Raw genomic sequence first — 20660 nt, 5'->3', positions numbered from 1 at the left:
TCAAATGCTGAGGAAAGTGGTGCCCGGGGACGGAGTCGAACCGCCGACACTGCGATTTTCAGTCGCATGCTCTACCAACTGAGCTACCCGGGCACGGGGATCGCCTCTGGTGCAAGACCCGGCGAAAGAGCGTGCGCTATAAGCATGGTCGCGGGGGCATGTCCAGCCCCGTTTCGACCTTTTCCGTTCAAGAAAGTGACGGGAGCCGAAGATGCGCATTCCGCCCGCATTTGGCGGGCCTTGCGCGCCGGTCAGCCCCGCGAAGCGTCCTCACTGGCGGGTCCGACGCTGCCGCCTTCGCCATCCTCGTCATCATCGGCACGGACCGGGACGCGATAGCCCTCATCCATCCAGCCGATCAGATCGCGGTCGCGGCAGCCGCGCGAGCAGAAGGGGCGAAATTCCTGCACGCTCGGCTGGCGGCACAAGGGGCAGACATTCTTAATGGGCATGATGCGCCCCCAGCGCCAGGGCGTCGTCGATGCGCAGGTCCAGCGACCCGCCGCGCCGGCGCTCCAGCAGCTTGATCCAGTCCGGATGAGTGCGGATATCCTTCGCGACAGCCGCAGGCACCGTCAGCACGACCGGCCCGCCGCCACCGCCGGCAGTCTCCTGCCGCTCGGCCGCGCGCAGTGCCGCCATGCTTCCCGCACGCACCGAATCCGCGCGCAGCAGTTCCATGAGCGAGGGCCGCTCGCGCTTGCGGATGATCTGCACGAAGCCAAAACCGTTGACCGCCGTGCGCTCGAAGGGCTGGGGCAGATATTTGTCGATCTGCGCCGCCGCGATCAGGCGCTCGTCCTTGTTGTTCATCGTTGGCAGATCGATGCCGATCGACCCGGCTATGCCCATGCGCGCAATCGCCTGCGCGGCAAGCTTGGCGCCCTTGGGGCCGAGCTGGGCGGGCGGCGCGGCACCGTCGACATCGATGAGTGTCATCGCCGGCGTCGGGAAGATGCGTAATGCGGCATCCTCGGCGCCCACCTCACCGCTCATCGCCTCGGCCAGCAATTCGCTCCAGCCGGCCGCTTCCATCCGGTCGGCCTCATGCGCCGGGCATGGCACGATAGGCACGCCGCTCGCCTGCAGCCGCTGGAGCAGGCTCGGCCCGGGACCGGCCTGCACGCCGAGCTGCGCGATGCGCCCCTTGGCCAGCTTTTCGCGCGCCTCGTCCAGCCCCGGCTCGGCGATAGCCTCGCGCAGGATCTCGACGCGCACGGGCGCGCCTTCCGCCACCTTGGGCGGGATCGGCTCGATCAGGACCATCTCGCCGCTATCCAGCCGCGCGATGCCGCGCTTGCGGGCAATGAGCGTGCGAACCAGCCGCCCGGAATGAATGCCGCCGGCGCGGGCGCGCTTGTCTTCCCGCTCGATCTGCGCCTCGACGATCCGCCCGCCCCTCACCAGCGCGGCGCGGGCCTCGCCAATGCCCTCTTCATAGAGCCAGTGGAGCGTCGTGGGTGTATCAGTCACAAGAATAGCCTGCTGAAAGGAGGAGCGTGCGCGTTTCGTAAAGTGGCAGGCCGATCACGCCGGACGGACTGCCGGAGAGGGCGCGAATCAGTCCCGCCGCGCGTCCCTGAATGGCGTAGCCACCCGCCTTGCCATCCCACTCGCCGCTGGCGAGATAGGCGTCGATCTCCTGCGGATGCAGGCGCTTGAAGGTGACGGTGCTGGTCGAGAGCTTGTGGCGCGCCTTGCCCTCAGCATCGATCAGCGTGACCGCACTCAGCACGCGATGCCGCCGGCCGGAAAGGAGCGTCAGGCAGGCGCGGGCCGTGGCTTCATCCTCCGCCTTGGGCAGAATGCGCCGCCCGCAGGCTACCACCGTATCGCCGCTCAGCACCAGCGCGCCGGGATGACGTGCCGCCACCGCCGCACCCTTCTGCGCGGCCATGCGCGCGGCATAGGGCGCCGGCAGTTCGGTCTTGCCCGGCGTTTCGTCGATGTCGGCAGGGTCCACGCCATCGGGCGTCACGCCGATCTGGGCGAGAAGGTCCAGTCGGCGCGGCGAGGCGGATGCGAGAATGAGGCGCATGGAGTCGCCTGTCCGGCTATCGCGGGGCGGAGACGCCACCGCGCTGCCGATCAGGGCTGGCCGGGGCCAGGGCCGCCGCGGCCGGGCATGTAGCGATAGGTGATCCGGCCCTTGGTCAGGTCATAGGGCGTCAGCTCGACCAGCACTTCGTCACCGACGAGCACGCGGATGCGGTTCTTGCGCATCTTGCCTGCGGTGTGCCCAAGGATTTCGTGATCATTTTCCAGACGGACGCGGAACATGGCGTTGGGCAGCAGCTCAACCACCTGCCCGCGCATCTCGAGGAGTTCTTCTTTGGCCATAATCTTCCAGTTTTTCGCGAATGGCGCCCCATAGCCGCAAAAGCGCGGATTGGGAAGCGATTGAGCCGTCCGGTGAATTTCAGCGCCTGTGTCAGCGCGTGTTGGCGTCCACCGCGTCCGCAATGACGGAGAAAGCCTGCGCAATCTCGGTGGGCGTCGTGCAATAAGGCGGCATGAGATAGATGGTGTTGCCAAGCGGCCGTAGCAAGAGCCCCTGCGCCAGCGCATGCGCCCGCAACCGGGGGGCGACGTCGGACAGATAGCCGCCATCGGGGACCACCATGTCGATGGCCGCGATGGCACCGATCCGCCGGGGGTTGTGCAAGCAGCTATGGCCGGCAAGCGTGGCCAGCCCTTCATCGAGCGCCGAACCCAGCGCCACGATGCGCCCCGGCACATCTTCATCCCGCCAGATCGCCAGATTGGCATTGGCCGCCGCGCAGCAAACCGGGTTGGCCGTGAAGCTCGATGAGTGAAAGAACATCGCCGCGCGGTCCGTGCTGCGGTGCGACTCGAAAATTGCTGCGCTGGCCAGCGTCGCCGCCAAGGGGACTGCGCCCCCGGTGAGCCCCTTCGCCAGGCAGAGGATATCCGGCGACACGCCGGCCTGTTCACAGGCAAAGAGCGTGCCGGTGCGGCCCCAGCCGGTCATCACTTCGTCGACGATGAAGAGCACGTCATGCTGCGCACAAATTTCGGCAAAGGCGCGGAGTGTTTCGGGCGGGTAGAACAGCATCCCGCCGGCCCCGAGCACCAGCGGCTCGACAATGAACGCCGCAGGCTTCCCGCCCGTCCGGCACAGCCGCTCCAATGCATCGAGGCTGGCCTGTACCTGCCCTTGCGCGGGAAAGGGCACCGTCTCCACGTCGAACAGCAGCGGTGCATAAGCGCGATTGAACACGCCGCGCTCGCCCACCGACATCGTGCCAATGGTATCGCCATGATAGCTATGCTCGAGCACCAACAGGCGGTGCCGCGCCTCGCCGCGATTGTGCCAATGGCCGAGCGCCATTTTGAGCGCCACCTCGACAGCCGTCGACCCACTGTCCGAGAAGAATACATGATCCAGGCCGGGCGGGGTCAGCGCCACCAACGACCGGGCCAGCGCCTCCGCCTGCGGATGGGTGTAGCCCGCGAAGATCATCTGATCGAGCGTGCCCGCCTGCGCCGCGATGGCCGCCGCGATGCGCGGTTCGCAATGGCCGTGGGTGATGACCCACCAGCTTGAGATGCCGTCGAGCAGCCGATGGCCGTCATCGCAGGTCAGCCACGCGCCGCAGGCCGAGACGATCTGCGGGATCGGCTCGCCAAGCCCATGCTGGGTAAAGGGATGCCAGACCGGGGAGGTCATGACGGCCCACCCAGGGCCATCCGCACGGCAGCCAGATCGATATGCGCGTGCATGGCCTGCCGCAGATGCGCCGCATCGAGCGGGTCCAGCATCGGCAGACGGCCGAAGCTGCGCACGCCCGTCAGCGCCGGCACGATCGCCTCATTATCAGGATGTACCTCCCCGACGAAGATCAGCCCGGCAATGGCGATGGACCGCGCTTTCAGCGCCTCGATGCTCAGCAGGCTGTGGTTGATCGTGCCGAGCCCCGTCCTCGCGACGAGCAACACCGGCGCGCCCCAGCCCGCGAACAGGTCGATCATCAGCATCGACGGATCGCGGCGGACGGGCACCATCAGGCCCCCGGCGCCCTCGACGATCAGGGGACGCGCAGGTGGGAGGGTTAGACGGGACGGGTCCAGCACAAGCCCCTCCCGCTCGGCGGCCAGATGCGGCGAGGCCGGGAGCGCGAGCCGATACGCCTCCGGGAGGCACTGGCCCGGCGCAACGCCGAGCGTCACCGCATCCGAACTGTCCGTGCCATCGGCCGTGCCGGCCTGGATCGGCTTCCAGTAGGAAGCGCCCAGAGCCGCAGCGAGACCGGCCGCAACCACCGTTTTGCCGATGCCGGTATCTGTGCCCGAGACGATGAGGGCGCCGCTCATGCCGGCACCTGTCCGAGCGCTTGCTGCAACGCTTCCCCCAGTTCTGCGATGATCTGCTCATCGACATTCAGCGTGAGCGACACGCGCAGGCGCGCGGTGCCGCGCGGCACCGTGGGCGGGCGAATACCGCGCACATCGAACCCGGCCTGCTGCAGCAAGGCCGCAACCTGCATCGTCCGCGCATCGTCCCCCAGCACGATCGGCAGGACCTGGCTGGCAGGCGCGGGAAGCCCCAGCGGCGCGCATAAATGCTGCGCAGCATGGTCGATCAGATCGCTCAGGCGCGCGCGCAGATCGTCGCCCTCCAGACTGCGCGCCAGCGCGGCCTGCACCGCAACCGCCATCAGCGGCGATGGCGCCGTCGAGAAGACGAAGCTGCGCCCGCGATTGACCAGCAGATCGATAATCGGCCGCGCGGCCGTCACCAGCGCCCCCTCCGCGCCCAGCCCCTTGCCGCAGGTGTGGAGCGCAATGACATTTTCCGCCGACTCAAGATGCGCGCCCAGGCCCCGCCCGCCCGGCCCGTAGACGGCGGTGGCGTGTGCCTCGTCCAGCACCAGCATCGCATCATGTCGCGCGGCGACAGCGGCAAGGTCATCCACCGGCGCCCTGTCACCGTCCATGGAATAGAGCGTTTCGGCGACAATCCACACCCGCCCAGTGCCACCCTCGCGCCGCCAGCCGGCAATGGAGTCGGCAAAGGCGTCGGCATCGTTATGCTGCGCCAGCACGGAGCGCGCCTTGCCGAGCTTCATCCCGTCATGGGCACTGGCATGAATGAGTGCATCCGCGACGACAAGATCGCCCGGACCCGGCAGGCCGGCAAGAATGGCGATGTTCGCGGCAAAGCCATTGGCCAGAAACAAGGCCGCCTCGCTGCCGAATATCTGTGCGGCCCGCGCCTCCAGTGCCTCATGCTCAGGCGCATTGCCGCGCAGCAGCCGCGACCCGCCCGAGCCGACCGGCATACCCCGCGCCAGCGCATCGGCCACCGCAGCCGCAATCGCCGGATCGCGGGCGAGGCCGAGATAGTCGTTGGACGCGAAATCATGGCCCGCGCGCGACATGAGCCGTCGCCGGCGTGCGCGACGCTCCAGCGCGTCAAGCTGGGACTGGAAGGAGGCAAGCGCAGAAGACATGGCCGGCGCTATAGCGTCGGCGCCTCCGGCTCGCCAGCATCGCGGAGAGGGCCCATCGGCCAAGACGTGAAAAGCCCGCCCGGACAGGATCCGAACGGGCTTTCCTCCTCTCCCGTTTCCGGGATTGTGCGCCGGGATCTTTACATCGCCCCGTGCGCCAGTGCGGCGAGCAGAAGCAGCGCCACGATATTGGTGATCTTGATCATCGGGTTGACCGCCGGACCGGCCGTATCCTTGTAGGGATCGCCGACCGTGTCGCCCGTCACGGCAGCCTTGTGGGCCTCGGAGCCCTTGCCGCCATGATGGCCATCCTCGATATATTTCTTGGCATTGTCCCAGGCGCCGCCGCCACTGGTCATCGAGATAGCGACGAACAGCCCAGAAACGATGACACCGAGCAGCAGCGCGCCCAGCGCCGCGAAGCCCTGCGCCTGCCCCGCCACGGCGGTGATGATGAAATAGACCGCGATGGGCGTCAGCACCGGGAGCAGCGAGGGAATGATCATTTCCTTGATCGCCGCCTTGGTCACGATGTCCACGGTGCGGGCATAATTGGGCCGGGACGTACCGGCCATGATGCCGGCATCGCTGCGGAACTGCTCACGCACATCCTCGACCACCGCGCCCGCCGCCCGGCCCACGGCAGTCATGCCGAATGCGCCGAACAGATAGGGCAGCAACGCCCCCAGCAGCAGCCCCACGATGACGTAGGGATTGCTCAGGGAGAAATCGACCGCGATGTCCGGAAAGTAGATTTCCAGATCCGCCGTGTACGCCCCGAACAGCACCAGCGCCGCCAACGCCGCCGAACCGATGGCATAGCCCTTGGTCACCGCCTTGGTGGTGTTGCCCACGGCATCGAGCGCATCGGTGCGGTGGCGCACATCATCGGGCAAGCCCGCCATTTCCGCGATGCCGCCGGCATTGTCGGTCACCGGACCATAAGCATCGAGCGCGACGACCATGCCCGCCAGCGCGAGCAACGATGTGGCCGCGAAGGCCACGCCGATGATCCCGGCGATCTGGAAGGTTGCAATCACCGCGATGGTGATGACCAACGTCGGAAGCGCCGTCGATTCCAGGCTGATCGCCAGACCCTGGATCACATTGGTGCCATGGCCCGTGACGCTCGCCTTGGCGATGGACTTGACCGGCCGATAGTTGGTGCCGGTGTAATATTCGGTGATCCACACCAGCAGGCCGGTGACGATCAGGCCGATCAACATGCACCAGAACAGCGCCATGCCGGTATAGCCGCCGGTGCCATCCAGCCCGGCGCCGATTGCCAAATCCATGTCGCCCAGCACGCGGTTGGTGACATAATAGATGCCGAGTACCGAAAGGCCCGCCGTCACCCAGAAGCCCTTGTAGAGCGCGCCCATGATATTCTGCGATTTGCCCAACCGCACGAAGTAGGTGCCGATGATCGAAGTGATGATGCAGATGCCGCCGACGACCAGCGGCAGCGACATAAGCGCCATGAGTTGCGCAGACGGCGCATCGACCAGCAGCGCGATGGAAACCATGGTGAGGCCAAGCGTCACCACATAGGTCTCGAACAGGTCGGCCGCCATGCCGGCGCAGTCGCCAACATTGTCGCCGACATTGTCCGCAATGACCGCCGGATTGCGCGGATCGTCCTCGGGAATACCGGCCTCGACCTTGCCGACGAGATCGGCGCCCACATCGGCCGCCTTGGTGAAGATGCCGCCGCCCAGCCGCGCGAAGATGGAGATGAGCGAGGCACCGAAGGCCAGCGCCGTCAGCGCGGCGATGATCGAGCGATCATTGGGCGCGAGGCCGCCCGGCCCGGTCAGATACCAGAACGTCCCGGCGATGGAGAGCAGGCCGAGGCCCGCCACGAGCATGCCGGTCACCGCGCCGGACCGGAAGGCCAGCGTCAGCCCGCCCTGCAGGGATTCGCTCGCGGCCTGCGCGGTGCGGACATTGGCCCGCACGGAAATATTCATGCCGACATAGCCGGCGACGCCCGAGAGCACCGCACCGATCAGGAAAGAGACCGTGGAGAGCAGACCGAGCGTGAAGAAGAGAATGATGGCGACGATGACGCCGACGACAGCGATGGTGGTATATTGTCGCCCGAGATAGGCTTTGGCGCCTTCCTGAATGGCACCCGCAATTTCCTGCATCCTGGCACTACCGGCCGGCGCGCTCAGCACCTGGCGACTGGTCACCAGACCATAGATCACGGCAAGCAGGCCGCAACCAATGGCGATCAAGACCGAGGTCATATCGCGTTCTCCCCTGTGACGGTGCCCGGGCGTTGGCCGCCCATGTTCGGCTTTGGAGCGGAAGGTAAAGCGCTCTCCCGTGCCGTCAAGCGGTTAAACGGAGGGGGCGATTGGGAGGCGACCCTCACTCACCTTACCCCCGTTCGCATCGAGCGAAGTCGAGATGCCGCAAGCGCCGCTTGCTGGGCGGGGTGTCTCGACTTCAGCTTACAGCTGAAGGTTATCCTGAGCGCCCGCCCTGCGGGCAGTCGAAGGGCTCGACACGAACGGGGCATCAGCCTTGCAATCGGCCCACGGCCGCGTCCACCTCCTAATCCGTTCGTCCTGAGTAGCCATTGAGCCAGTCGAAATGGCGTATCGAAGGACTGCTCAGGGCGCGATGCTTCGATACGGCGCCTCGATACGCGCCACGGCGCTACTCAGAGCCTACTCAGCACGAACGGAGGCAAGAGCGACCGTCGATCCCTAGCCGTGCTCGTAACCCAGCCGCGCCGGCAGTGGGACTGCCTTGCCATCGAGGCGCAGCGTCAGCCCCTCGCCATGCTTGAATCGCCCGACCTCCAGGAGGCCGCGCGGCGGCGCCAGCGTGCCGGGCAAGGCAACGAGTAGCACATAATCATCGCCGGCCGTCGCAGCAGCCAGCCGCGCCTCGATGCCGTTCCCGCGCAGCGACACATAGGCGTCCGACAGCGGCACCTGATTGATCTCCACCGCGCAATCGCTGGCCAGCGCCATGCGCTGCGCGTCGATCAGCAACCCGTCGGAGACGTCCATCATCGCATGGGCCTGGGACGAGAGCGTCTGCCCGAGCGTGATGTGCGGCGTGGGCACGCGATAGGCACGGATCAGCTCCGCCGGCTCCTTCAGCCCCTCATCGAGCAGCCCCAACCCGGCGCCAGCATCGCCGATCGGGCCGGAAACGAACAAGCGGTCTCCCGGTCGTGCGCCGGTGCGCGCCGGCACCTGTTCATGCGCGGGCACCTCGCCCATGGCAGTCAGGCTGAGCACGCGCGGCGCGCCCGCCGGCAGCTTTACGGTATCGCCGCCGATGAGGTGCATCCCAAAGCTGCGCAGCGCCCGCCCCAGCCCGTCCAGAAACGCCTCGTCCCAGCCGGGCTGACCCGTCAGTCCATAGTTCAGCAGGCAGGCAACAGGCACCGCGCCCTTGGAGGCGAGATCGGAGAGGTTGACCGCCGCCAGCTTCCAGCCGACCGTCTCGGGTGGATCGTCGGCGCGGAAATGCACGCCTTCGACCATCGTGTCGCTGGTGATGACGAGTTGCTGCCCCATGGTGGGCATCACCGCAACGTCGTCCATCAGGCCGCGCGCGGCGGGGTCGCTCGCCATGGCGCGCAGACGGCGGAGAAGGTCCGCCTCCGCGCTCATCTCAGCTGCGCACGCTCTTGGCGATGCCGTCGAGCAGGCCGTTGACGAAGCCGGCCTCGCGCTTGTCGTAGAAGGCGTGGGCGACATCGACATATTCGCTGATGACGCTCGCCGTCGGCACGTCAGCGCGGGCGATCAGCTCGTAAGTGCCGGCGCGCAGGATCTGCCGCATGGGCTTGTCGAGGCGCTCCATCGACCAGCCCTTGGCCAGCCGATCGATGATATGCTGGTCGATCTCGTCGCGGCGCGCATCCACGCCCTTCACCACATCATCGAAGAAGGCCTGTTCGGCGGGGTGATAGGTCACGTCCTCGATGGTCGCGCCGAGGCGGTGCTGATGGAACTCATGGAGCAGCATCGGCAGCGGCGTGCTTTCCATCTCCTGCTGGTAGAGCGCCTGCACGGCCGCCAGCCGCGCCGCAGAGCGGGACTTTGATTTCGTTGGCTTCATTGCGTCCTTCATATCGGTTCGGGCGCGCGATGGATACGGGATTTCACCATCCCGTTCCGCGCGCCTCTGCATCGGGTCTGTCTATTTCAGCCGCACCGCCACGCTGGCCGCGTGGGCCGGCAGCCCCTCCGCCTGCGCCAGCGCCAGCGCTGCCGGGCCGATGGCGCCGATGGCGCGGGCATCGAGCTGCAGGAAGCTGGTGCGCTTCATGAAATCCAGCACGGAGAGGCCGGAGGAGAAGCGCGCGCGCCGCCCGGTCGGCAGCACATGGTTCGGCCCGGCGACATAATCGCCGATCGCCTCGGGCGTCATCCGGCCCATGAACACCGAGCCGGCATGGCGCACCTTGTCGAACAGTGGCTGCGGATCGTCCACGGCCAGTTCGAGATGCTCGGGCGCCAGCCGGTCGACCAGCGGCAGCGCCGCCTCAAGGTACGGCACCAGGATGATCGCGCCATTGTTCGTCCAGCTGATCCGCGCGCGTGCGCCGGTCTCCAGCCGATTGAGCCACCCTTCGACTGAGGCGGCGACGGCTTTCGCGAAGTCCGCATCGTCGGTGAACAGGATCGACTGGCTGGTCTCGTCATGCTCGGACTGGCTGAGCAGATCGGCAGCGATCCATTCGGGATCGTTCTTGCCGTCCGCGACGACCACGATCTCGCTCGGCCCGGCCACCATGTCGATGCCGACCACGCCGTAAACCTGCCTCTTGGCTTCCGCGACCCAGGCATTGCCCGGCCCGACGATCACGTCCACCGGCTTGATCCGATCCGTGCCATAAGCCAGCGCCGCCACCGCCTGCGCGCCGCCGACGCGCCAGATCTCGCTCACGCCAGCGATATGCGCCGCTGCCAGCACGGCGGGGTTGAGCTGCCCGCCCGGCGTCGGCGACATCATCACGATGCGCTCAACCCCTGCCACCTTGGCCGGAATCGCGTTCATCAGCAGCGAGCTGGGATAAGCCGCCAACCCACCCGGCACATAGATGCCCGCCGCTTCCACGGCGTTCCACCGCGCGCCGAGCCGCACGCCGGCCTCGTCGGTCCAGCCGGCATCTTCCGGCTTCTGCTTTGCGTGATAGGTGGCGATCCGCTCAGCGGCGAGATTGAGCGCATCGCGCAGCGGCGCATCGATCTGCGCATAGGCCTGCGCGCATTGTTCGGAGCTGATCGACCAGCCCTGCGCATCAAGATCGAAGCGGTCGAACCGCGCGGTCAGGTCGGCCAGCGCTGCGTCGCCCTCGCCTCGCACGCGCCGGACGATATCGCGCACAGCCTGTGCGACATCCTCATCCGCCTCGCGCCGGGCGTTGACCAGCGCCTCGAACTGCGCAGCAAACCCCGCATCACGGGAATCCAACTCAAGCGGCACGGCTGGCCTCCACGGCAGCGCGGAAGCGCTCGACCATTGGCACCAGCTCGGCAGCGCGCATCTTCATCGCCGCCCGGTTGACGATCAGCCGCGCGGAAATGTCCATGATCTTCGCGGTCTCAACGAGGCCATTGGCCTTGAGCGTCGCGCCGGACGAGACGAGATCGACGATCCGCCGCGCCAGCCCGAGCGAGGGCGCCAGTTCCATCGCGCCATTCAGCTTCACGCACTCGGCCTGCACCCCCAGCGCCTCATAATGCGCGCGGGTGAGATGCGGATATTTGGTCGCGACGCGGACATGGCTGGCCGCCCCGAGCACCTCGGGCACCGCATCGGCCGGCTCGGCGATAGACAGGCGGCAATGGCCAATATCGAGATCGACCGGCGCATAAAGCTCGGAATAGCCGAACTCGGCGATCACGTCCGACCCCACGATGCCGACCTGCGCCGCGCCATGCGCGACGAAGGTCGCCACATCGAACGCGCGCACGCGGATGATGGACAGGCCCTCGACATTGGTCGCGAACCGCAGCGCCCGGCTTTCCTTCTTATGGAACTCCGCCTCGGGCTCGATGCCCGCGTGCGCCAGCAGCGGCAGGGCCTCTTCGAGAATGCGTCCCTTGGGAATGGCGAATGTGATGGAGCGGCTCATAGCCGGCGCGCTTTAGGCCCTCACGCGCGAAACTGCAATTGCGGGCCGCATTCGCCCATCAAGGCAACGGATTGGCGCGCGAGGCATTGGTCAAGGAGACAAGAAGGAGACTGATGACATGGGTAAAGGCATCTTGCTGTGGCTGATCGGGATCCCGATTCCCATCATCATCCTGCTCTATTTGCTCTTCTGACCCGAAGACCGCGAAGGCGGACCGATGCCGGACAGGAAGCTCCGTCCGGCGTCGATCCGCCTTTTTCCTTGCGAAAGCATGCTGGCGCGCCAACGCGCGCCCCGCCTGTCCTCAATCCTCGAACGGATCGCGCACCAGGATCGTGTCCTCACGCTGTGGCGAGGTTGAGACGCTGGCGACCGGGCATTCGATCAGCTCTTCGATGCGGCGGATATATTTGATGGCCTGCGCCGGCAGGTCCGCCCAGGAGCGGGCGCCGACGGTGGTGCCTTCCCAGCCGTCCATCTCTTCATACACCGGCTCGACGGCGGCCTGATCGGCCGCGTGCGCGGGCAGATAATCGATGATTTCGCCATTCAGCCGGTAGCCGGTGCAGATCTTGATCGTCTCGAACCCGTCGAGCACGTCGATCTTGGTGAGGGCAATGCCCGTGACGCCCGAAAGCGCGCAGGTCTGGCGGACCAGCACCGCGTCGAACCAGCCGCAGCGGCGCTTGCGGGCCGTGACGGTGCCAAATTCATGGCCGCGCTGGCCGAGGCGCTCGCCGGTCTCGTCCACCAGCTCGGTGGGGAACGGCCCGGAGCCGACGCGGGTGGTGTAGGCCTTCACGATGCCGAGCACGAAGCCCGCCGCGCTCGGCCCCATGCCGGAGCCCGAGGCGACCGTACCGCTCACCGTGTTGGAGCTGGTGACGAACGGGTAGGTGCCGTGGTCCACGTCGAGCAGCACGCCCTGCGCGCCCTCGAACAGAATGCGCTTGCCGCCCTTGCGCACATCGCGCAGCCGCTTCCACACCGGCTCGGCGAACTGCAGCACGAACGGCGCGATCTCGCGCAGATCGGCGATCAGCTTGGCCCGGTCGATGGGCGGCTCGCCAAAGCCGGCGCGCAACGCGTCATGGTGGGCGCACAGCCGATCGAGCTGCGGCTCCAGCGAATCAAGATGAGCGAGATCGCAGACCCGGATCGCACGGCGACCGACCTTGTCCTCATAAGCCGGACCAATGCCACGGCCCGTGGTGCCGATCTTGCCCTTGCCGGCGGCCGTCTCGCGCAGGCCGTCAAGATCGCGGTGGATCGGCAGGATGAGCGGGCAATTGTCGGCGACGGCGAAATTGTCGCGCGTCACATGCACGCCCTGACCCTGCAGCTTCTCGATCTCGGCCTTGAGCGCCCAGGGATCGAGCACCACGCCATTGCCGATGATGGAGAGCGTACCCGTGACGATGCCCGAAGGCACGAGGCTGATCTTGTAGACCTGCTCGCCGACGACGAGCGTGTGCCCGGCATTGTGACCGCCCTGGAAGCGCACGACGCAATCGGCGCGGCTGGCCAGCCAATCGACAATCTTGCCTTTGCCTTCATCGCCCCATTGGGCGCCGATCACGGTTACATTTGCCATGGATACACGTCTCCGCCTGCCGGGCGGATCGCGACCACCCTTCGACAGGACTCGGTGGTCGGACTGGATCAAAGCGGGCGCGCCATCGCACCCGGTCCGGGGCGCCCGTTAGCCGCTCGACGGACCTCCCGTCAAGGCAGGTGCGGCGAGCAGGCATGGCAGGAGATCGGGCAATTCACCCATAGCGAACATCCGTTCATCGCATTGTAAGGCAAAGTTCCCGATCAAAAGGCCTGGCGTTTTCGAAAGTCAGGCTCATGATTCGCTTCCATTTACCTCGCGTCACGCTCATCGCCGCAATCGTGGCCACGGTCGGCGTCACCAGCCTGCCCGCCGATGCAAGCCTGCGCGACCGCATCCGCGAGCGCATGGCCGGGCGGATGCAGCAGGATATCGCAGCCGACAAGACGGTGGACGGGCGCGAGATGGCCTATGGGCGCGATCCGGCGCAGACCCTCGCCTTCTGGCCCGCTGTTGGGCAGACGTCCGCGCCGGTGCCACTCGTCATCTTCGTGCATGGCGGCGGATGGCAGCATGGCAACAAAACCAATGCCACGGGCCAGCGCAAGGTCGCGCATCTGACGGCGCAGGGCTATGCGCTCGCCTCCATCGACTACCGGCTGGTGCCGCAGGCGACGGTCGAGCAGCAAGCGGCGGATGTGGCCAGCGCCCTCGCCTATGTCATCGCCAACGCGGACAAGCTGAACATCGCCCCCCGGCGGATCGTGCTGATGGGGCATAGCGCGGGCGCGCATCTCGTCGCATTGGTGGGCACGGACCCGCGCTATCTGCGCGAGGCCGGTCTGGCACCAGATGCCGCCGCCGGCATCGTGGCGCTGGATGGCGCCGCATATGACGTGCCGGCCCAAATGAAGTCCGGGCCGCGCATCATGGGCAAGACCTACACAGAGGCCTTCGGCAACGATCCGGCCCGGCAGCGGGCTCTATCTCCGACGCTGCACGCCGCTGCGCCCAATGCGCCGGCCTTCCTCATCTTCCATGTCGACCGCGAGGATGGCACCGCGCAGGCCCGCGCGCTGGCCGAGGCTCTGCGAAAGGCCGGAACGCCGGTGCAGGTCGACCGGTTCGAGGGCAAAGGCCTGCAGGGCCACATGGAAATCAATCGCCGGCTGGGCGACCCGGATTATCCCGCCACGCCGGTGCTCGACAAGTGGCTCAAGGCGCTCTTCGCGCGCTGAGCGCGGCATAAGCCGGCGATAAAGGTCGCAATCGCGGCCGCGCCGGCCTATCATGCCCGCCCCAGCAAGAACGCCCCGGAGATAGACCCATGCGTGTTTTCCTGATCGGCCTGGCCACGCTCTCGCTCGCTGCCTGTGGCGGCGGCGCCAGCCAAGAGAATAGCGCAAGCGCAGCCAACAATGCCGCGCTGGCCAGCAATGCGATGGACAACGCCGCCAACGCGATCGACCATGTCGCGGCCATCGAAAATCTCTCCGAAACGCAGCAGCAGGCGGTCTTCCTGCGCGCCATTCGCGATGCCGATATTTCCTGCCGCGACGTCACGAAGGTCGAGCGGCTTGAGCCGGAAGGCGGCGTGCCCACCTGGCGCGCCCAGTGCGATCAGGGCGATGCTCATCTCATCATGGTCCAGCCGGACGGCAATGCGCAGGTCATGTCGCGCCCCACGCGCTGACCGCGCCCTGCCGGCGGGGTCGTCAGTCAGGCCATTGCACTTTGCCGATGAGTCTCTAGCATCCTGAGCGGCCGGACAATCAAGCCGCAGGGGACGCGTCATCAGCCTGATATTGAGCGAGAGCAAGCGGCTGCGCATCGGCAGCATGATGACCTTCTACGTGGCGCAGGGGCTGCCGCTCGGGCTTTTCCTGACAGCGGTGGCAGCCTGGCTTGCCTCCAACCAGATGCCGCCTGCCGCCATCGCCTCGCTGGTGGCGACCGCCTATCTGCCATGGAGCTTCAAGTTCATCGGCGCGGCGCTGATGGATCGTTATGCCTATCTGCCGATGGGGCGGCGGCGCGCCTGGCTGATCGGCTCCCAGGCCGTCATCCTGATCGGCCTCACCGTCGCCGCGATTGCTGCGCCGGGGCCGCAGGATCTCGGCCTCATCACCGTGCTCGGCGTTCTCATCTTCTCCGGCGGCGCCATTCAGGACGTGGCGGTCGATGGCCTCGCGGTCGATATCCTCCCGGATGAGGAACAGGGAACAGCCAGCGCCTTCATGTTCGGCGGTCAGGCGCTGGGCATGGCCATTGGTGGCGCGATGGGGGGCTATCTGCTCCAGCATTTTGGTGCCGCAATTGCCTTCGCCGCCTTCCTGCCCTTCAATGCCGGCTTCCTGCTGCTCGCTCTGGTGCTGCGCGAGCGGCCGGGCGAGAAGCTGCTGCCATGGACAAAAGGCCGGGCCTCGGCCGAGGCGCTGAGCGCCCACGGCCTGCCTTGGCTGCGCATCCTCGCCATCACCTTCCGCTCGATGATCAAGCGCGACAGTCTGGTGCTGCTCGCCGCCAGCGTGCTTGGCCGCGCGGTGGGTGGGGCATTCACTGCCTTCTGGCCGGTCTTCGCGACCACACAGGCGAATTTCAGCACCAGCAGCTATTCGGGGATGGTCGCCACGGTCGGCCTGTTGGTGTCGATCTCCTGCATGGGCGTCGGCTCCCTCCTCGTCGGGAAGATCGGGCCGCGCCGCGCGACCGTCATCACCTATGCCGGCTATGCGATCATGTCGCTGGTCTTCCTGCTCTCGCCCGAGGTCGCGATGATCGGCACCGTCTTCGTGCTGCTCTCCATCGGGCGCGAGGCGACGGACATTCTGACGTCGATCAGCTCCAACCCGCTGCGGATGCGACTGTCCGACAAGCGGGTCGGCGCCACCCAGTTCACGATCTATAATTCGCTGTCCAACCTGCCGGTCGCGCTGGGCGCCAGCCTTTATGCGTGGATCTATGGCGCGAGCGGCCTTGCCTGGCTGATGGCCATCCTGATCGCGATGACGGTGCTGAGCTGCGTCATCTTCGCCATGCTGCGCATCGGTGAAGTGGCTGACACGCCCGCCTCCAATGAGGACGACCTCATCCCGGTGATCAACTAACCGCCCACGGGCGTGCCGGCCAGATCGTCAGCCCGCCTCGTAAAATGTCCGGTAAGTATGCAGCACATGCACGCCGGTAACGATGCCGAAGCGGTTCATATACTCCTCCGCCTCGCGCGCCGCCTCGCGGAAATCATAGGTCGCGCCGATGGGTTTGGTGTGACGGAGCGCCGTGCCATCGACGACCCCGGTCTTCCAGCCTTCCTTCTCGGCAAGCACCGGCCACACCGGGTCCAACCCCCAGCCGTACTTCAGGGAGGGGAAGGGAAAGACGATGTCGAACACCTCCCGGCGAAAGGCGACCAAAGGGCCGACCTCCGTAAAGTTCGTCTCGCGCACCAGCACGCCCTTGCGCCGCCGCATGATGTCCCAGCCCCAATAAGAGTAGGCGCGTTGCGCGGGGCCACAGATCTTCAGCTCTGTATATTCGGCGAGCGCAAGGAAGGTGTCCATGAACTGGTCGGGCAGCTCGACATCATCGTCGGTCATCACCACCCAGTCGAATTCGCTAAGGTCATGCCGCGCTAGGAGGACATTGGTATTGTCCAGCTTGCCGAGATTATCGACGCCCTTGCTGTCGAAGGTGATGCGGTGTCGCTCGCTCTGCATCCGAGCATAGATTTCGCCCAGCGATTGCGGCGAGCGGTTCGATTGAACGCCAACCACGAGAACCCGCAAGCTCGGCATGGACTGGAAGTGCTGGGAAGCCCGAAAGCGGGCAATTTTGGGATCGATGGCGCGATCGTGGAAAACGTCCACAACCCGGCCTGAGAGATTCCTCGCGGTTCGACTCGCCCGACCCTTGATCCTTTTCAAAATTGCCATGAACGCACTCCCGCAAACCGTCACTCGCCCTACGACATGGGAGTTGACGTTTTATTCACGGCAAAACGCACAGGATCGTCAGCCCGCCTCGTAAAATGTCCGGTAGGTGTGCAGCACATGCACGCCGGTGACGATGCCGAAGCGGTTCATATACTCTTCCGCCTCGCGCGCCGCCTCGCGGAAATCATAGGTCGCGCCGATGGGCTTGGTGTGTCGGAGCGCCGTGCCGTCGACGACCCCGGTCTTCCAGCCTTCCTTCTCCGCAAGCACCGGCCAGACGGTGTTGACGCCCCAACCATATTTCAGCGAGGGGAAGGGAAAGACGATGTCGAACACTTCGCGGCGGAAGGCGACCAGCGGGCCAACCTCCGCAAAGTTCGTCTCGCGCACCAGTACCCCCTTGCGACGGCGCATGATCTCGCGGCTCCAGTAAGAATAGCCGCGCTGCGCGGGGCCGCAGATCTTGAGTTCGGCATATTCGGCGAGCGCGAGGAAGGTATCCATGAACTGGTCGGGCAGTTCGATATCGTCATCGGTCATCACCACCCAGTCGAACGCGTGGAGATCATGCCGCGCGAGGAGGACGTTGGTGTTGTCCAGCTTGCCGAGATTATCGACACCCTTGCTGTCGAAGGTGATGCGGTGGCGGTTGCTCTGCATCCGGCCATAGATTTCGCCCAGCGATTGCGGCGAACGGTTCGATTGAACGCCGACCACGAGAACCCGCAGGCTCGGCATGGACTGGAAGTGCTCGGAGGCCCGAAAGCGGGCGATTTTGGGATCGATGGCCCGATCATGGAAAACATCCACCACCCGACCTGACAGGTTCCTGGCGCTTCGACTCGCCCGACCCTTGATCCTCTTCAAAATTGCCATGGACGCACTCCGCAAGCCGCCACTCACCTCTAAGCCATGGGAGTTGACGTTTTGTTTCACGGTAGGGCTCGCGGCCCTTATGCGATGGCCATCTCCGCGCCTTCCGTTTCCGCGATCCAGCCGCCACCGAGCACTCGGTCTCCATCATAGAGCACCGCCGCCTGACCCGGCGCCACGCCAAATTCTTCGCTCTCGAAGAGCAACCGGTCGCCATCCAGCCGGGCGGGAACGGGACGGGCCATGGACCGCACCTTGGCGCTCAAGCTTCCATGGAACGTCCCGCCGAGCCAGTTGATCTCGTCGAGGCGCGCGGCGCGCACGGCCAGTGCCGCCTTCGGCCCCACGATCACCCGGCGCTGCGCTGCATCCAGGCGCACGACATAGAGCGGCTCTGCGAGGCCGCCGATCTCCAGCCCACGCCGCTGGCCGACCGTATAATGGATCAGGCCCTTGTGCGGCCCCAGCACGCGGCCATCGATATGGACGATATCCCCCCCATCATCGGCTTCGGGCCGCATTTTTCGCACCACGCCGGCATAGTCGCCATCCGGCACGAAGCAGATGTCCTGACTATCCGGCTTGAGCGCGACGCCCAGCCCCAGTTCTGCCGCGATTTGCCGGACGACCGGCTTTTCCATGCCGCCGAGCGGAAAGCGCAGATAATCAAGCTGGTCCTGCGTCGTGGCGAACAGAAAATAGCTCTGGTCCCGCGCGGGATCGACAGCGCGATGCAGCTCGGCCCCGGCCGGGCCTACCACGCGCCGGACATAATGGCCGGTGGCCAGGCAATCGGCACCCAGATCGCGGGCCAGCGCGAACAGGTCGGTGAACTTGACGCCCATATTGCAGCGGACACACGGAATCGGCGTGCGGCCGGCCAGATACTCATCGGCGAAGCGGTCCATCACGCTTTCGCGGAAGCGGCTTTCATAATCGAAGACATAATGCGCGATGCCGAGCTTGTCCGCGACCGCCCGCGCGTCGCGAATGTCCTGCCCGGCGCAGCAGCTTCCCGTCCGCCCCACGGCGGCGCCATGATCGTAAAGCTGCAGCGTGACGCCGATCGTTTCCGCGCCCGACCGTGCGGCCAGCGCCGCGACGACGCTGGAATCCACGCCGCCGGACATGGCGACCACGATGCGCTTGCCCTGCAGAGGCATTGGAAGCTGAAAAAGTCCGTCCATCGGCGCCATATAAGCGCATTGGGGCGCAGCGACCAGCACCCGCAACCCCATGACCAGCGAGTAAAGACCGTCCGTCGCGGTCTATGCACCGGTAATCTCACCTAACAACCTGTCACCACGGCCTTTACGAGCGCTTATCTTTTGGCTGCTAGCAGGGTGGCCATGGACATAAGTGCCAACCTCGATGATCAGGCCCTGCCTGTCGCCCTGGCAAGCGGACGCAGCCCCCGGATCCCGGATCTGCGCCTGCTGCTCACGGTTCACGCCGCGCGCCAGGATACGACACCGACGGCCCGGGCCATTCGTGAAGCCGATCTTCCGGTCGTGCTTGCGGATGAGCCGTCACGGCTGAGCCTGATCTTTGCATCGAACACACCGAGCCCCGCAACGCTGCGACGCGCGGCGGGATCGTTCAATGCATCCGTGGCGGCATTCATGGCGGTGGGGACCAATGGTGAAGGCGCCGTTCACTCTGGCGGTTAGCCGGAGTGAAAAGCTTTGGGGTCAACATCATGAGCAAGAAGACCGTGTCAGACCGATCCCCGTCGGTGAATGAGGAAAGAATGATCGAGAACCAGAAGATTCGCCCTGCTCAAGTTGTCGGCCCTCTCGGTGAGCCGCTGACGCTTGACTCGCTGCCGCCCCCGTCGACCACCCGCTGGGTAGTGCGTCGCAAGGCGGAAGTCGTGGCGGCCGTCAATGGCGGCCTGCTGACAGTGGACGAAGCCTGTGCGCGTTACGATCTGACGCTCGAGGAATTCGCCAGCTGGCAGCGCGCGGTGGACCGGTCCGGCATGCCGGGTCTGCGGGTCACGCGGATCCAGCATTACAAGTCGCTTTACGAGCGCCAACAGCGCTTTTGAGGCAGCGCGGGGTCTCTTCCGCGCTTCCCAAAGAAACAGGCCCGCCCGAGCCATCGGCGCGGGCCTTTCTTTATGGACGTTTGCTGGAGGCCCCAACTTCCTGTCTCCGCCAGCGGCGCCAAAACCACGCGGCGGTCATCATCGCCAGCCCGGGCAGCCAGATCAGCAGCAGTTCGGAGTAGACCGTCTCCAGCCCGCGTGCCGAGAAGAAGCGCGCGCCGATCGGAGAGACGCGGATCGGCTGCCAGTCGAGGAACAGCCGCTGATGGTCGAACGGCCATAACAGCATCACGCCCTGCCCTCCGTCGGTCAGCATATCGAGCAGAGGATGGGACACTGCGCAGGCGAACAGAAAGGCAAAGGCCGCTGGACGTCGCGCGCGCGGCCAGACCAGCGCGATCAGGCCGACCACGCCGAATGCAAACGCCAGCGAATGGGTAAAGCCCCGATGCCCCCATTGGCTGGCGTAGCCGACGCCGAGGGGAAAGCCGATCACATCGAGGTCCGGCAGGGCAGCGAGCGCCCCACCGATGATCGCAAGGGCTGGCGCAATCCGGCGCCGGCCTAGCGCACCGCCGGCGAACAGGGAAATCGCGGCATGGCTGAAGATGGTCGGCATGTCGCCTCTCTGCGCGACTTTCGGCTGTCAGCCAACCGCCATCGT

General features: G+C 66.0%; 22 protein-coding genes and 1 tRNA gene. 5 read left to right on the top strand and 18 right to left on the bottom strand.

Translation table 11 applies throughout. The features are described from left to right. Positions 1–17: 17 nt before the first annotated feature. The 14 genes from M2331_RS00870 to M2331_RS00805 form a co-directional block, all read right to left on the bottom strand. Positions 18–93, bottom strand: a tRNA-Phe gene (locus M2331_RS00870). Positions 94–251: 158 nt separating this feature from the next. Next, entirely contained in the window at positions 252–452 is a 201-nt protein-coding gene (locus M2331_RS00865; protein WP_181558544.1) for a DNA gyrase inhibitor YacG, read from the bottom strand. Next, a complete protein-coding gene (locus tag M2331_RS00860; protein WP_181561285.1) occupies positions 442–1479 on the bottom strand; it encodes a ribonuclease in 1038 nt (345 codons plus the stop codon). The genes M2331_RS00865 and M2331_RS00860 overlap by 11 nt, the downstream gene beginning before the upstream one ends. After that, positions 1466–2038 carry a Maf family protein gene (locus M2331_RS00855; protein WP_181558543.1) on the bottom strand — a complete coding sequence of 191 codons (573 nt, stop codon included), beginning with the start codon at positions 2036–2038 and terminating at the stop codon, positions 1466–1468. Before M2331_RS00855 ends, M2331_RS00860 begins: the two co-directional genes overlap by 14 nt. Positions 2039–2088: 50 nt before the next feature. Beyond that, positions 2089–2340 (bottom strand): translation initiation factor IF-1, encoded by a 252-nt coding sequence (gene infA, locus M2331_RS00850; protein ID WP_181558542.1) that lies wholly within the window; start codon positions 2338–2340, stop codon positions 2089–2091. 91 nt (positions 2341–2431) lie between these two features. Further along, the gene (locus tag M2331_RS00845) at positions 2432–3691 is read right to left on the bottom strand and encodes an adenosylmethionine--8-amino-7-oxononanoate transaminase (protein WP_181558541.1); all 1260 of its coding nucleotides are present in this window, start codon (positions 3689–3691) and stop codon (positions 2432–2434) included. Next, entirely contained in the window at positions 3688–4335 is a 648-nt protein-coding gene (gene bioD / locus M2331_RS00840) for a dethiobiotin synthase (RefSeq protein WP_181558540.1), read from the bottom strand. Before bioD ends, M2331_RS00845 begins: the two co-directional genes overlap by 4 nt. After that, on the bottom strand, positions 4332–5474 hold the full coding sequence (locus M2331_RS00835; RefSeq protein WP_181558539.1) for an 8-amino-7-oxononanoate synthase: 1143 nt from the start codon (positions 5472–5474) through the stop codon (positions 4332–4334). The genes bioD and M2331_RS00835 overlap by 4 nt, the downstream gene beginning before the upstream one ends. A gap of 140 nt (positions 5475–5614) precedes the next feature. Further along, entirely contained in the window at positions 5615–7726 is a 2112-nt protein-coding gene (locus tag M2331_RS00830) for a sodium-translocating pyrophosphatase (RefSeq protein WP_181558538.1), read from the bottom strand. A gap of 465 nt (positions 7727–8191) precedes the next feature. Beyond that, complete coding sequence (gene thiL, locus M2331_RS00825; RefSeq protein WP_181558537.1) at positions 8192–9112, bottom strand: thiamine-phosphate kinase; 921 nt, start codon at positions 9110–9112, stop codon at positions 8192–8194. 1 nt (position 9113) lies between these two features. Continuing rightward, complete coding sequence (gene nusB / locus M2331_RS00820; protein WP_413716060.1) at positions 9114–9575, bottom strand: transcription antitermination factor NusB; 462 nt, start codon at positions 9573–9575, stop codon at positions 9114–9116. 69 nt (positions 9576–9644) lie between these two features. Beyond that, the gene (gene hisD / locus M2331_RS00815) at positions 9645–10934 is read right to left on the bottom strand and encodes a histidinol dehydrogenase (protein WP_181558535.1); all 1290 of its coding nucleotides are present in this window, start codon (positions 10932–10934) and stop codon (positions 9645–9647) included. Further along, positions 10924–11586 (bottom strand): ATP phosphoribosyltransferase, encoded by a 663-nt coding sequence (gene hisG, locus M2331_RS00810; RefSeq protein ID WP_181558534.1) that lies wholly within the window; start codon positions 11584–11586, stop codon positions 10924–10926. The genes hisD and hisG overlap by 11 nt, the downstream gene beginning before the upstream one ends. Positions 11587–11890: 304 nt before the next feature. Further along, entirely contained in the window at positions 11891–13180 is a 1290-nt protein-coding gene (locus M2331_RS00805; RefSeq protein WP_181558533.1) for an adenylosuccinate synthase, read from the bottom strand. 368 nt (positions 13181–13548) lie between these two features. Here M2331_RS00805 and M2331_RS00800 point away from each other — a divergent pair, with 368 nt between their 5' ends. From M2331_RS00800 to M2331_RS00790, 3 genes are all read left to right on the top strand, one after another. Beyond that, positions 13549–14379 (top strand): alpha/beta hydrolase, encoded by an 831-nt coding sequence (locus M2331_RS00800; protein ID WP_220128599.1) that lies wholly within the window; start codon positions 13549–13551, stop codon positions 14377–14379. Positions 14380–14468: 89 nt separating this feature from the next. After that, positions 14469–14834 (top strand): hypothetical protein, encoded by a 366-nt coding sequence (locus M2331_RS00795; RefSeq protein ID WP_181558531.1) that lies wholly within the window; start codon positions 14469–14471, stop codon positions 14832–14834. A gap of 112 nt (positions 14835–14946) precedes the next feature. Continuing rightward, on the top strand, positions 14947–16248 hold the full coding sequence (locus M2331_RS00790) for an MFS transporter (protein WP_181558530.1): 1302 nt from the start codon (positions 14947–14949) through the stop codon (positions 16246–16248). Between the two features lie 27 nt (positions 16249–16275). On the opposite strand, the gene M2331_RS00785 is transcribed toward M2331_RS00790, so the two are convergent. The 3 genes from M2331_RS00785 to mnmA form a co-directional block, all read right to left on the bottom strand. Then, the gene (locus tag M2331_RS00785) at positions 16276–17007 is read right to left on the bottom strand and encodes a hypothetical protein (protein ID WP_181558529.1); all 732 of its coding nucleotides are present in this window, start codon (positions 17005–17007) and stop codon (positions 16276–16278) included. 144 nt (positions 17008–17151) lie between these two features. After that, entirely contained in the window at positions 17152–17886 is a 735-nt protein-coding gene (locus tag M2331_RS00780) for a hypothetical protein (protein ID WP_184117286.1), read from the bottom strand. A 140-nt stretch (positions 17887–18026) separates the two neighbouring features. After that, complete coding sequence (mnmA, locus tag M2331_RS00775; RefSeq protein WP_181558527.1) at positions 18027–19133, bottom strand: tRNA 2-thiouridine(34) synthase MnmA; 1107 nt, start codon at positions 19131–19133, stop codon at positions 18027–18029. 162 nt (positions 19134–19295) lie between these two features. On the opposite strand from mnmA, the gene M2331_RS00770 reads away from it, so the two are divergent. Next, on the top strand, positions 19296–19616 hold the full coding sequence (locus tag M2331_RS00770; protein ID WP_181558526.1) for a hypothetical protein: 321 nt from the start codon (positions 19296–19298) through the stop codon (positions 19614–19616). Positions 19617–19696: 80 nt separating this feature from the next. Further along, a complete protein-coding gene (locus tag M2331_RS00765; RefSeq protein ID WP_181561284.1) occupies positions 19697–19996 on the top strand; it encodes a DUF1153 domain-containing protein in 300 nt (99 codons plus the stop codon). 70 nt (positions 19997–20066) lie between these two features. Here M2331_RS00765 and M2331_RS00760 read toward each other — a convergent pair whose 3' ends face one another. Further along, complete coding sequence (locus M2331_RS00760) at positions 20067–20615, bottom strand: metal-dependent hydrolase (RefSeq protein ID WP_181558525.1); 549 nt, start codon at positions 20613–20615, stop codon at positions 20067–20069. Positions 20616–20660: the final 45 nt, after the last annotated feature.

Source organism: Sphingobium sp. B10D7B (assembly GCF_025961955.1).
Classification (GTDB): domain Bacteria; phylum Pseudomonadota; class Alphaproteobacteria; order Sphingomonadales; family Sphingomonadaceae; genus Sphingobium.
The sequence above is the reverse complement of the archived record's forward strand: the minus strand, read 5'-3'. Positions and strand labels throughout refer to the sequence as shown.